Source organism: Nitrospirota bacterium, assembly GCA_016207885.1.
Taxonomy (GTDB): Bacteria; Nitrospirota; Thermodesulfovibrionia; order UBA6902; family UBA6902; genus JACQZG01.
Genome location: JACQZE010000005.1, coordinates 268,681 through 281,844 on the forward strand (window position 1 = coordinate 268,681; position 13,164 = coordinate 281,844).

Here is a 13,164-nt window from a genome sequence, read left to right on the forward strand (position 1 = left end):
TTAACTCATGCTGAGCAGTTTTTTTTCCATAGACAATCGGCCTGAGAACAGTCATTTGACAGATTGGTCCCGAAACAATCAAAGTTGCCTTCCGCTACCTGTATCGCGCGGATAAGATCCTCTTTCTTCATGTTTGTATCGTTTATGCCTAACTCCTTTGCAATTTTCTTTATGTCTTTGAGTTTCATTTGATCCCCCGTATTAAACTGAAATTAAATTAATAAGCCGGATGGTTCTTTCGAGAACCAAATTCTTCCGCAAGCACCTTCCTCAGAAAATCACATTCCACGCAATTTGCTATCTTCTGTGCAAATGTGCCCTGCCTTTCGCCGTTACAAAATGTTCCGGCAACTGCCCAGCATCCCCTGCCTGCGTTAAAACCGCCATGCACCCCGTGATAATTATCATCAATGCTTGAAGGACAGACGCCAAGCTCAGCCGCCTTGCTGCCGCCCGGCTCTCTGCCGCATTTTTTAAATTCCCAGCAATTTAGTTTTTTATTGTCATTCATGTGAGCCAAAACGCAGTGAGGGATTTTACGTTAATAACGTATATCACAATCATATTACATTCTGACAAGAATGAAAATCGGGGGAGAACCCTACTCTGTTATGCTAAATGCCTGAGCGCAGAATAAGGCTGTAATAAGAGGACAATAAAAGAAAATCAACTGACGATCAGCGGGTGTTTCATGAGCTGGTTTCTCTGAGCCGAGCGCACCGTATTCTCAAGAAGCATCGCTATGGTCACAGGCCCTACTCCGCCTGGAACAGGAGTAATAAAAGATGCCTTCTTTTCAACCGATTCAAAATCAACATCGCCGACGATGCTGCCGTCCTTCAGGACATTGATGCCGATGTCCACAACCACAACGCCTTCCTTGACCATGTCTCCTTTGATCAGGCCTTTCACTCCCGTGGCTGAGCAGAGTATATCAGCCTGTCTTGTGAAATTGCCAAGATCCTTTGTCTCTCTGTGGCAGACTGTGACTGTGGCTTCCTTTGCAAGGAACATGAGCGACAGCGGCTTTCCGACCGCGAGGCTCTTGCCGATGACAACGGCATGTTTGCCCTTTATATCAATGCCGTAGCTCTCTATAAGCCTGATGACGCCGAACGGCGTGCAGGGCAGATAGCTTGAGGCGGCATGCATCGCCATACCTTGATAGAGGCTGTCGTAATCGCCGTTCTTGAATATCTGAAATGTGGACTCGTCCGCCGCGAGCCTTCCGACAGAGAGGGAGCCGAGCCCGTCAATATCCTTTTCAGGAAGTATCTCGTTCACTATCCTGCGCGGGTTGATCTTTTTTGGGAGAGGAAAGAGCACGAGAAGCCCGTTTATCCTCTCATCATTATTAATTGCATGAACCTCATTGAGCATCTCATTCACTGAAGCGTCCGCAGGCAGGATATACTCATGCGCCTTTATCCCGGCCTTTTTGCATGCCTTTAATGTCGCGAGAAAATACTGCTTTGCCGCGGGATTGTCATCAAACATAAGCATCCCGAGCCCGACATCAATGCCATGTTCTCTAAGTCCTTCCACATCCTTTTTTACCCTCTCTTTTATCTTTTCCGAGAGGCTTTGCCCCTTCATTATCTCTGCCATGTTGTCCGCCTTCCGATTATCAATAACCGTCTTATTGTTTGTTATGCTAATTTTATCATTGAACTGCGTCTTAATCCATACCATGGAAAATGTTAAACTTAAATACCCGTAGAAAATCAAAGGAGCACAGATGCTGAAAAACATACCGTTAAAAGATATAAAATACGTCCTGCTTGACATGGACGGAACTCTGCTTGACCTTTATTTCGATGATTATTTCTGGAGACACCTCGTACCTGAAAAGTATGCTGAGAAGCATGACATGACATTCGGAGCGGCGCAGGAGTATCTATACAAAACCTACAAGCATCATGAGAGAACCCTGAACTGGTGCGATATCGACTTCTGGTCAAAAGAGCTGAAGCTTGACATCCCGGCGCTGAAGGAGCAGATAAGGCATCTCATTGAAGTGCATCCTCATGTCATTGATTTTCTCAAGATGCTCAGGAAAGAGAAGAAGAAGGTATTCCTTCTTACAAACGCGCATTATAAGACGGTCAATATAAAGTTCAAGAAGACCGCCATAGGAGAATATTTCGACTCTGTGCTCTGCTCTTTTGATGTAGGGCATCCGAAAGAATACCTGGAGTTCTGGGAAAAGGCCGAGAAGAAGCTCGGATTTACAAAAGAGCATTCCCTCTTCATCGATGACACTGAAGATGTGCTGAAGACGGCAAGGGATTACGGGATAAAATACCTCCTCTTCAAGGCGCATGCTAACTCAAAAATTGAGCATGGCAAGTCAGAGCACTTCCAGTCCATCACCGACTTCAGGCAGTTGATGTAGAAGCAGAAAACAACCTTCTTATAAACTCCATTTCTTCTGTCATTCCGGCTTGTCCGGAATCTTTTCCCGTAAGGATTCCGGACAAGCCGGAATGACGCAACGGGTACTTATTAACCTACTCTACTTATTCATCATCTCCAGGAAATCCTTGTTGCTCTTTGTCCCGTTAAGCTTATCAAGCAGGAATTCCATGCTCTCAACAGGACTGAGCGAGTGCAGTACCTTTCTAAGTATCCACATCCTCTGAAGTACATCCCTTTCAACAAGAAGCTCCTCTTTCCTTGTGCCTGAGGCATTGATATTAATGCTCGGGAATACGCGTTTCTCAACGAGTTTTCTGTCGAGGTGAAGCTCCATATTGCCGGTGCCTTTGAACTCTTCAAATATGACATCGTCCATCCTGCTGCCTGTATCAACAAGAGCTGTCGCGATAATCGTAAGACTGCCGCCGTCCTCTATATTTCTCGCGGTTCCGAAGAATCTCTTTGGTTTCTGAAGCGCGTTTGAATCAAGGCCTCCTGAAAGCACCTTGCCGCTTGCGGGTATCACAGCGTTGTAGGCCCTTGCGAGCCTTGTTATGGAATCCAAAAGTATGACCACATTCTTTTTGCTCTCAACAAGCCTCTTCGCCCTCTCCATTACCATCTCCGCGACCTGTATATGCCTCTGCGGCGGCTCATCGAATGTCGATCCGATTATCTCGGTGTCAACCTGCCTCTTCCAGTCGGTGACCTCTTCAGGCCTCTCATCTATAAGAAGGATGATAAGGTGGACTTCAGGATGGTTATGTTTTATAGCCTTTGCTATGGATTGAAGGAGAACTGTCTTTCCTGTTCTCGGCGCCGCGACTATCATGCCCCTCTGCCCCATTCCTATCGGGGTGACAAGCTCCATAACGCGTGTAGAGTAGTCAGTTTTATCATACTCAAGATTTATGCGCTGGGTCGGATAATACGGGATAAGGTTGTCAAAGAGCTGCCGTTTTACGTTCTCATCAGGCGGCTCATGTGTTATCGCCTCAACTTTGAGCAGGGCGAAGTATCTTTCGCTCTCTTTCGGAGGGCGTATCTGCCCTGTGACAAGGTCGCCTGTTCTCAGATTGAATCTCCGGATCTGGGAAGGCGACACATAAATATCATCAGGCCCGGGAAGGTAGCTGTAATCAGGAGAACGGAGAAAACCGAATCCGTCAGGAAGTATCTCAAGCACGCCCTCACCGAATATGAGCCCGGTCTTTTCCGTCTGCGCCTGCAAAATGGCGAATATAAGGTCCTGCTTCCTAAGCCCCCTGGCGCCTTCGATGTTCATCTCTTTGGCTAACTGGGTCAGCTCGGAGATCGGAAGTTCTTTTAATTTAGTTATGTTCATTCCTTCGGATTTCATTACCGGTTTGTTTTCTGTTTTGCTCTCTGCTTTAACTGCCGGCTTACTCTCTGTCTTTGTGTCATTTGCTTTTCTTACCACGGGAATTACTCCTTTTTTGCGAGGTTTTTAATTTGAGGTTTTTATTTGTGGGGTTTCTTAATATGAATTATTGATAAAATATCTATTGAAAGTTTTGCCCTATAAGCTAAAACCGGATATAAAGAAGGACTTCAGTTTGCATAAAGCAGATAAATAGCGTTTTTAACAGAATTTCTTATGATCGTGAAATTTATTTTATTGGAAACATTAACCTGAATGATTATATATCGGGAACAGGTTGAAGAACTATTACAACTATATAGCAGAACATTTTTTTTGTCAATACACCTTTTGTTTTCATATTATTATTATTATTATTTATCATCCGCAGGTTGCATTTTTACAAGGTCTCTGTAAAAATATTTGACCATGGCAGATAACGCGTCTTCGGAAGAGATAGCGGTCTTGATTACATCATCGAGTGAAGAAGAGGCAGCTCGTATCGCTGGTCTTCTTATAGAGGAAAGACTGGCGGCATGCGTTAATATCATCAGAAACATCCGCTCAATCTACGCATGGCAGGGAAAGGTGTGCGATGACGCTGAAGTGCTTATGATAGCTAAAACGCAGAAAAGCCTTTTTGACAGCCTGAAAGACAGGGTAAAGGAACTTCACAGTTATAAAGTGCCGGAGATAATCGCCCTGCCGATCGTAGATGGTTCGGGAGATTATCTGAGATGGATCAGGGAATCAACAGGCAAATAATACAAGCCGGGAGAAAGAGATAAATGGAAGATAACAGCGCTGATAAATTAGAAGAATCCCTGGAAGGTTATAAGGGAAAGATACTTGAGGTGAACAAGGGCTTCCTTGAATGGGACAAAGATTTGATATTTAGGGTCAGGACGCAGATGGGATATGAGATAGATTATGACGCGAATCTCCAGTGGGGCTGCGCTCCCACGGAAACGCTATTGGCAAGCGTTGCCGGATGCATGGCTATCGATGTGCTCTTTTTCCTTAAAAAGATGAGGGCAGAGATCAAAGACTTCAGGATAGATTTTACCGGGGTAAGAAGGCAGGAACCTCCCCAGTATTACAGATCAATGGACCTCTTCATAAAGGTCAAAGGTGAAGGCATCACGCCTAAAAAGATGGACCGGGCGATCTCACTTTCGCACGATAAATACTGTTCGGTCTATAACGCCTTAAGAAAAGAGATCGAGGTCACAACGCGCTACACGATAAACGAGGGTTAGGAGACTCCCAGCTCTTTCCTCAGCCAGGCTTCAAGCTCTTCGGAAAGAGGATACATGCCTGCTACGCACTCAGCTTCTTTCAGCTTCAGCGCGTCGTTCAGAAGCTTTTCCGGAATATCTTTTATAAATCCGACGGTTTTGCTCTGCGAATACTGGTTCTTCATAATAAAAAGTGCCGGCTTGTCTTCTATAAGATCAATATAAAGCATAAAACCATTGATGTTATCAGGCGCACCGTCTGCCTTTTTCCCTGAATATTGCCCCTGCCGCATAAAGACCTTCGGCGTTACATCCCACCTGATCTCATCAATAAAACTCTCTTTTTTGTCCTTAAGGTCATTGATGCTGATATCTTCCATGTGTCTACTATATACCAATCCTTTGAATAATTAAAGGAACGCGCTTCAGCATGTTTCTGGGTCAATTTATATTAGTGCTGTGCTAAAATGGATGAGCCGGTTTTCTAAACAAATCAAAGGAGGCGATGGAAATGGATTGTCTTTTCTGCAAGATTATCAAAGGCTTGATCCCTTCAAAAAAGGTCTATGAAGATAAAGATATATTTGTATTTGAAGATATAACGCCGCAGGCGCCTGTGCATATTTTGGTAGTGCCGAAAAAACATATCTCAACGATACTTGAGGCAGGGCCAGAGGATAATGAGCTGATAGGAAAGATGTTCCAGGCTGCAAACAGGATAGCGAGGGAGAAGGGCATTGACGAAAGAGGCTTCAGGCTCGTCATGAACTGCAACCGGGAGTCAGGCCAGACCGTCTTTCACATACATCTTCACATGCTTGGAGGCAGGCCTATGCACTGGCCGCCGGGGTAAGAAGTGCTTAAGAAAATCTACCGCACTCTCTACAAATCCTTCGGCCCGCAGCACTGGTGGCCGGGTGACACGCCTTTTGAGATAGCTGTAGGCGCAATACTGACTCAGAATACGAACTGGGGAAATGTTGAGAAGGCGATCAGCAATATAAAAAGACAAAAGGCGTTAAACGCAAAAAAACTTCACGAGATGCCGCATGAAGAGCTTGCCTCATTAATAAAACCTTCAGGCTACTTTAATGTAAAAGCAAAAAGGCTTAGAGGCTTTTTGTCATACCTTACTTCTAATTACGGGGGAAGTATGGCAAGGATGCGTAAAAGAGTCCTGCCCATGCTCAGGAAGGAACTCCTTGAGGTGAACGGCATCGGCCCGGAGACAGCAGACTCTATACTTTTATATGCGCTGGGAAAACCCACCTTCGTGATCGACGCCTATACAAAAAGGGTTCTGCACAGGCACGGGATCGTCAGGGAAGATGCAACATATCATGAGATGCAGGAGCTCTTTCATAACAACCTGCCGCATGATGTAAAGCTATTTAATGAGTATCACGCACTGTTCGTAATGGCCGGCAAGCATTACTGCAAACCAAAACCGAAATGTGAAGGATGCCCGCTCGAAAAGATATGACTATCAATGTAAGGAAACTCCGCACAACCGGCAGAAAATCCGGGAGGATGAGCAAGAGAGGGCGTAACGCTCTTTCCACAATACTCCCTCTTATCCAGCTCAGCACAGAGTCTGTTATGGATAAGGCCGATGTATTTGGAAGAGAAGCTCCCCTCTATCTGGAGATCGGGTTCGGAACCGGCGCCTTCCTGTCTGATAAGGCGGCAACATTCCCTCATCACGATTTTATCGGTATTGAAATATATGTGACCGGCATAGCAAAACTGCTGCTCAATCTTATGAGCCCGGAAGATCCCACCGCCCTTTCCATTACCAACGTCAAGATATTCAATAAAGACGCGAGGAGCGTGCTTGAAAATAATATACCGCCCGATTCTTTAGACGGCGTATATATTCTATTCCCTGACCCGTGGCCCAAGAAGCGGCATAACAAGAGAAGGCTTATAACTCCTGAATTCACCTCCATCCTTTTCCACAGGCTTAAGGCGCAAGGATCAATAGTCGTCGCCACAGACTCAGATGAATACGCGGCAGAGATAGAAAGCTCTTTTGCCTCTGCCGGATTCGTGATCGAAGGTGAAGACCTCTCTGATATAAGCAGAACCGCTTTTGCGTTAAAGGCCGCTAAAGACAACAGACAATTTCAAAGATACCGGTTTGTTAAGGCTGATACTAATTCAGCAAAATAAAATATTAATATGAGCAACAAGATCCTTTTCATAGCCCCCTCCGGTGCGAGAAATAAAAGAGAACACATTTTTAAGGAGATAGTAGAGCTTTGCCCTGAAAACGATTTCTCCTCTGTGCTTTATATCTGTCCGAACAGCTTTATCATCACAGAGGCTGAAAGGGATTTTCATGATTATCTGAAGAGGCCCGCGTATATACCGTTTCAGGCCGCTGCGTTAAAACAATTTGCAGAGCGTGTCTTCAATGAGAATTACGGCGGAAGTATCATCTCTGAACGCATAAGGCCTCTCATTATCTCTGAGATCATCTCTGAAAAGAACGCGGGCTACACACGGCTTTTGTCCGACCTTTTGAGGAAGCTGAAAAACTATATGCCGGGGAAAGAGCTTTCTGGGATCAGGGATAAAACAGTCTCATTGATATTTGAGGAGAAGGCTGCAAAGAGAGCGGCGGATGCGATAGAGAATCTTATCAAGTACGAAGACTGTATTATTAAGAAAGGCATGGCTGACCCTGAAAAAGTCCTTAAGATGAGCATCCCGATCATTCAGGAATCCAATGCTATGCCTATCGTTGTGATAGACGGATTCTTTGACCCGACACCTCTTGAACTTGAGGTGATCACGGCGCTTGTGGAGAAAGCGGAAGATGCTTTTTTGCTTGCTGAAAGCAGCAGCGGCATATGCCAATCGCTGTCGGACTTCAAAGGTTTATCTGTCATAAAACTTGACTCAAAATTCCACAGGGAAAGCCCTCACTATTCCTCTTATCCCTCGATCGAGGAGGAGGTTGAATCAATAGCAAAGGCTTCAAAGGCGATGATCCTTGAAGGAACAGATCCGTGGGATATAGTTGTTTCATTCCCTGAGATCAGGAAATACGCCCCCATAATGAAGAGGGTCTTTGCAAAGCACGGCGTTCCGCTGAGCATAGAAGAGCATGACCTCTCAAGCGCAAGCCCTGTTATCGCTATTGAGAGCCTGCTGACCTGTATTGAGGAAGATTTTCCGTCCTATGACTTTCTCGCGCTCCTCACCTCGCCTTCATTCCCTGAGATCCATCCGCTCACAAAAGAGTGGACGGTCGCCTATTCATACAGGGCAGGCATTATCAAGGGCAAAAAGTCATGGCTTTCAATAAAGGAGACTCTCCTTAACTCCATGACAGGAAAGATGGAAGATGAAGAGCGCGCAAGGATAGAGAGCATTCAGAACGGGATCAAAGATATTATCAGCCTTATTGAGAATGTGAAGAGAAAGAAGACGCTGCCCGGATTTCTTGACGCTCTTGAAGATGCGCTGAATAAGCTCGGCTTCTCCGGCAGCCCGGAGCATACTGAGATCACGGATATGATAGAGGCGCAGTTTGATGAACTCAGGCAGTTCCATAAAATATGCGGCAAGACCCCGAACTTTGAAAGCCAGCCTGTCGCTCTGCTTAGAAATCTATTAAGAGATATGAAGGCGTTCTCGAAAAGAGACGGCGGAGTGCGCCTCATACCGTTTGAACTTGCCGCTGGAGTTGAGCCTGAAGCCCTCTTCTTCGGCGGAACGGTTGAGGCAGACCTTCCTTCAAGGCCTGTGATAGACCCGATACTGCCTGAGAAGGTGAAGAAGGAACTCGGCCTGCCGTATCTTGAATACTACATCAGCAGGCAGAAGCGTTATTTCAATATGATACTTCATTCCTCAAGGAGAGAGCCTTACATCTCCTGCCCTTCCGCTGAAGGGGATAACCTGCTTCTCGCTTCGCCGTTTCTTGACTGGGATTCAGAGATACCTTCTGCTACTTTGAATATATTTTCCGAGGAAGAGATACATGTAATGGAAGGGATGCGCGGGGATCATAAGGTCAGTTCAGGATCATCTTTGGGAAAGAACCCGGATATCGGCTCTTACTTTAAGGGATACATAAGCGTGACTGATATTGATTCATACAGGAGATGCCCCCGCAGGTTTTACATTGAGAAGGTACTGAACATGACCGCTGAAGAGCCGCCCAAGTTTGAGGTCGAGGCAAGGCTGTGGGGAAGCCTCGCGCACAAGACGATGGAGCATCTTTTCAAAGAGGGTGACATTGATATTGACAGCATGGATAAGCGGCTCTTTGACGGGCTTGGGCTTGCGCTCAAGAGGTTCCCGGTGGGAGACTTCTGGTCAAAGGTTGCTCATGATATCTTCAGGAGGCTCCTCCCTGAACTCAAGGCGCGCGAAAAAGATATAAGAGCTGACGGCTTCACCCCTTTTGAGGTTGAAAAGAAGGTGACTGCGGAGATCGGCAGCCTGAAACTTAGAGGCAAGATAGACAGGATAGACATAAAAAGCAGTCAGCAGTCAGCAGTCAGCGGTCAGGTGAGGATAATTGATTACAAGACTGGCGTGCCTGATAAGGAGAACCTTCAACTTCCTCTTTATGTCTCCATGTGGCAGAAGGAGAACCCTGGCATTGTTGAAAGGACAGGCGTCTACTCTTTAAGAGACGGCCGTATCACCTGGTATCCGTCGAAGGGTGAGATGGCGGAATATACCGAAGCCGCGCTCATAAAGGCTGAAGAGATCGTCAGCAATATAAAGAGAGGCATATTTCATCCAGAACCGCATGATGCGCAGGAGTGCGGATACTGTTATCACAGCCCGTTATGCGAAGGGACAAGGTAGGTCATGAGCTACCTCAATACAGACAAAAGCGTCATCATCTCATCTCCTGCAGGCTCAGGCAAGACCGAAAAGCTCGCGAGAAGATATATCGCGCTCTTAAAGAGCGGGGCAGGCGTTGAGAGGATACTCGCCGTCACATTCACTGACAAGGCCGCAGCTGAGATGAAGCAGAGGATCTTGACGATACTGAAGACAGAGGACAGCCGCCTGTTCGATTCCCTGCTTGAGAAGATGCCGCTCATGCGCGTCTCGACAATTCATTCCTTCTGCGGAACGCTTTTGAGGCGTTTCTCATTCGAGGCTGGCATAGACGCGAACTACAGGGTCGAGAATGCGATAGACGCAAGAATAATGTGGGAAGAGATAATATACGAACTCCTCATGGAGGCAGGTGCAGGAGACGGCAATCATGAACTCTTTCTCCAAACGATAGGCGAGAAAGGCTTCAGAGGGCTGGCAAACCTCAGCGAAACGGTCAATTATCTTTATGAAAAGAGGCCCTTCTCTCTTGAGGCTGCTGTCCCCGTGCATGAATCAACTGACATGCCGCAATTGATCGAGGAACTCCTCTCATGGGAGGGAGCGGAAGAAGCTATTGACGGCTATCGTGATTATTTCACAGAAGTTGAAAAGATGCCCGGCTTTGAAGATCACTTTCTGACAAAAGAGAAGGAGCCGCGCAAAAAAACTCCGAAAGGGCTGGGCGGAATAGCTGACTATAAAGAGTGGGCAGTGAAGATGCACGCCGTCTGGAAACAGAAAAAGTTTGAAGAGTACGCAAACAGGGCGCTGAGGATAAGGGAGATATTCAAAAGCTGCCTTAAGAGGCATGAGCTTCTCAAGAGCTCAAGAGCGCTTCTTGACTTCAGCGACCTTGAATATATCGCCTACCGCATGCTCACTGAAGAGCCTGAATGGGCGAACATCCTTTACGCGTTTGACGAGAAGACAGACCACATCCTGGTGGATGAATTTCAGGATACTAATAATTTTCAGTGGGCTGTGATAGACAGGCTTACGGAAGAGTGGCGCTCAGGCCTGGGCGCAAAGAGGGACGAGGGAATAAAGCCGACGGTATTCCTCGTAGGCGACAGGAAGCAGTCCATATATTATTTCAGAGGTGCCAATGTCGAGATATTCCGCAGGGCAAAGGAGAAGCTCTCAGAATGGCTTGGAGATGAATTCTATTATGAAGAGGTGAAGGAGAATTACAGAAGCGCGCCAGCTATCATAGAATTCACAAACGCCATCTTCTCAAAGATAATGTCCGCTGATAACGCCTCGCCCGCGTGGATGACAGAATACGGTGAATTCGAAGCCCGCAGAAAGAACCTCTCAGGCAATGGAAGCGTAGAGATAATAATGCTCGAAGATGCTGATGAGGGCATATCGCTTCAGAGAGAGAGAGAGGCGGATGTCATGGCAAAGAAGATAAATGGACTTGTCGGCAGCCTCCGCATCACAGAGAGAAAGACAGGGATTCAAAGAGAATGCACGCATGCTGACATCGCCATACTCCTCAGGAAGAGAACACATCTGAAAAAGTATGAGGAGGCGCTGGCCAGGCATGGCATCCCGTTTATCGCGGTAAAAGGGATCGGCTTTTATCAGGAGCCTGAGGTTGCGGTACTTAGGGCGTTGGTATATTTTCTCTCAAATACAAAGGATGATTACAGCCTCTATGTGCTTCTTAAAAGCCCGTTGTTCAATATTGATGAAGGCAGTATCCTTCAATTTATAAGCAATGAAGGAGACAGCCTGTTTGGAAGGATGAAGAATATCTTAAAGAATAATCCCCCCTTGCCCCCCTTTGCTAAAGGGGGGGGGACAACTCCTGACTCTCTTTGTAGAGAGGGATCCCCCCCTTTGAAAAAGGCCAACAGTAGGTGCCTTAAGCAGGATGAAGGGGGATTTTCTGAATTAATTGACAAAGCCTTTGCCCTTCTCCAAAACTGGCTCATACAATCAGCGCATACGCCGCTTGCCGAATTGATAGAGCGCGCTCTTGTTGAGACAGGCGCGTGGCGTCATTATCACGAGCCTCAGCAGCGCGCCAATATAAAGAAGTTCATCAGGATCATGGAAGAGACAGAGTCAGGCGGCAGGCCGCTTATAAAGATCAGGGCGTTCCTTGAAAGAACGATAGGCCGTGAAGATGAGGCGAAGGCGAATGTTAATACAGCAGGCATGAATGCCGTAAAGATACTGACGATTCATACGGCAAAGGGACTGGAGTTCCCTGTTGTCTTTCTTCCGGCGATCGAAGACCAGTTCACTTTAAGGAATAATGAGAACCTTGTGTATGAAAAAGAGGGGAAGTTCTTCTTTAAGTCTGTAACTGATGCCGCGTTGAGAAGGGGCGATGAAGACTTCCGGCTCCATCTGATGAAAGAGGAAGAGGAGCAGAAGAGGCTATTTTACGTTGCCGTTACAAGGGCCGAGGAGGCGCTCTTTCTTGTCGCAACATGGAAAGAGAAAGGCAAGAGCTTTCTCAGCTATCTGAAAGATGGGATAGGGCTTGAGAAGATAGATGACATCTACAGTGTTAAAGAAGATATTCCGGGGCTCTCAATTGTTGACGGAGCAGAAATAACAGCCCCTTCTGCTGAAGCGGCGGCGAGCAAGAAGATAAGGCATCCTCATGCTGAGTTCATTTCAACTCCTGTGCGAGCAGAGAAGGAATGGAAGACCGTCACAGGCGGTATTATGGCAAAGGGAAAGGGCATGAAGACGGCGGTTCCCGGTGAGATACTGCATGAGATATTCGAGAAGATATCCATAGGCGATATAACGGATGACGGGATAGCAGAAACAGCGGCAAGTCTCTTCATATCCAGAGGAATGGATGAGGCTGATGCTGAAGACGGCATAGCCGAGATCAATAAGACAGTCGCGCTTCTTAAAGAGAAAGGCATATGGCAGAGCATCATTCAGCCTGTAAAGGATTCATTTGCCGAACTGCCCTTTATCTTTGAGTCAGGAAGTTCTGTATACAGAGGCAGAATAGACAGAGTAATAAAAGATGGCGATGTTTACAATATTTATGATTACAAGACATTCCCGGTCACTGATGATGAGATAGCGGATACCCTTAATAAATTCTCTTTCCAGCTCGATATCTACAAAAAGGCAGTGAAGAAGATATTCGATACAGACACGGTAAAGTCGTTTATTGTTTTTACGCATACGGGAGAAGTGAGAGAGGTATGATGCCTCCTCCTTGCCCAACCGGTTGCCTTATAGGTACAATGGAGCACTCCGGGGTTTTGGTGAATGATATTGACCCTTTGTTTTAGG

13 protein-coding genes are annotated in these 13,164 nt (G+C 46.4%); 8 read left to right on the plus strand and 5 right to left on the minus strand.

What is annotated here, in order from left to right:
* Window positions 1–5: 5 nt before the first annotated feature.
* From HY807_05205 to HY807_05215, 3 genes are all read right to left on the minus strand, one after another.
* Window positions 6–188 carry a Rho termination factor N-terminal domain-containing protein gene (locus HY807_05205; GenBank protein MBI4825803.1) on the minus strand — a complete coding sequence of 61 codons (183 nt, stop codon included), beginning with the start codon at window positions 186–188 and terminating at the stop codon, window positions 6–8.
* Window positions 189–217: 29 nt separating this feature from the next.
* The gene (locus HY807_05210) at window positions 218–511 is read right to left on the minus strand and encodes a hypothetical protein (protein ID MBI4825804.1); all 294 of its coding nucleotides are present in this window, start codon (window positions 509–511) and stop codon (window positions 218–220) included.
* A gap of 155 nt (window positions 512–666) precedes the next feature.
* Complete coding sequence (locus HY807_05215; protein ID MBI4825805.1) at window positions 667–1,608, minus strand: bifunctional 5,10-methylenetetrahydrofolate dehydrogenase/5,10-methenyltetrahydrofolate cyclohydrolase; 942 nt, start codon at window positions 1,606–1,608, stop codon at window positions 667–669.
* A gap of 130 nt (window positions 1,609–1,738) precedes the next feature.
* Here HY807_05215 and yrfG point away from each other — a divergent pair, with 130 nt between their 5' ends.
* Window positions 1,739–2,395: a GMP/IMP nucleotidase gene (yrfG, locus tag HY807_05220; GenBank protein ID MBI4825806.1), complete on the plus strand. Its 657-nt coding sequence runs from the start codon at window positions 1,739–1,741 to the stop codon at window positions 2,393–2,395.
* A 120-nt stretch (window positions 2,396–2,515) separates the two neighbouring features.
* Here the strand turns inward: yrfG and rho are convergent, their stop codons facing one another.
* Window positions 2,516–3,763, minus strand: a complete 1,248-nt coding sequence (gene rho, locus HY807_05225) for a transcription termination factor Rho (protein ID MBI4825807.1) — start codon at window positions 3,761–3,763, stop codon at window positions 2,516–2,518.
* Between the two features lie 465 nt (window positions 3,764–4,228).
* Here rho and HY807_05230 point away from each other — a divergent pair, with 465 nt between their 5' ends.
* A complete protein-coding gene (locus HY807_05230) occupies window positions 4,229–4,564 on the plus strand; it encodes a divalent-cation tolerance protein CutA (GenBank protein ID MBI4825808.1) in 336 nt (111 codons plus the stop codon).
* Between the two features lie 23 nt (window positions 4,565–4,587).
* The gene (locus HY807_05235; GenBank protein ID MBI4825809.1) at window positions 4,588–5,058 is read left to right on the plus strand and encodes an OsmC family protein; all 471 of its coding nucleotides are present in this window, start codon (window positions 4,588–4,590) and stop codon (window positions 5,056–5,058) included.
* Here HY807_05235 and HY807_05240 read toward each other — a convergent pair.
* Window positions 5,055–5,417: a hypothetical protein gene (locus HY807_05240; GenBank protein MBI4825810.1), complete on the minus strand. Its 363-nt coding sequence runs from the start codon at window positions 5,415–5,417 to the stop codon at window positions 5,055–5,057. The genes HY807_05235 and HY807_05240 overlap by 4 nt on opposite strands.
* Window positions 5,418–5,548: 131 nt before the next feature.
* Between HY807_05240 and HY807_05245 the strand changes: the two genes are divergently transcribed.
* The 5 genes from HY807_05245 to HY807_05265 are packed head-to-tail and all read left to right on the plus strand — an operon-like array spanning window position 5,549 to window position 13,077.
* Complete coding sequence (locus HY807_05245) at window positions 5,549–5,890, plus strand: histidine triad nucleotide-binding protein (protein ID MBI4825811.1); 342 nt, start codon at window positions 5,549–5,551, stop codon at window positions 5,888–5,890.
* Window positions 5,891–5,893: 3 nt separating this feature from the next.
* Entirely contained in the window at window positions 5,894–6,520 is a 627-nt protein-coding gene (locus HY807_05250) for an endonuclease III domain-containing protein (protein ID MBI4825812.1), read from the plus strand.
* Window positions 6,517–7,209, plus strand: coding sequence for a tRNA (guanosine(46)-N7)-methyltransferase TrmB (gene trmB / locus HY807_05255; protein ID MBI4825813.1), 693 nt, complete (start codon window positions 6,517–6,519; stop codon window positions 7,207–7,209). Before HY807_05250 ends, trmB begins: the two co-directional genes overlap by 4 nt.
* Before the next feature lie 9 nt (window positions 7,210–7,218).
* On the plus strand, window positions 7,219–9,867 hold the full coding sequence (locus tag HY807_05260; protein ID MBI4825814.1) for an exodeoxyribonuclease V subunit gamma: 2,649 nt from the start codon (window positions 7,219–7,221) through the stop codon (window positions 9,865–9,867).
* A gap of 3 nt (window positions 9,868–9,870) precedes the next feature.
* Window positions 9,871–13,077, plus strand: a complete 3,207-nt coding sequence (locus HY807_05265; GenBank protein ID MBI4825815.1) for a UvrD-helicase domain-containing protein — start codon at window positions 9,871–9,873, stop codon at window positions 13,075–13,077.
* Window positions 13,078–13,164: the final 87 nt, after the last annotated feature.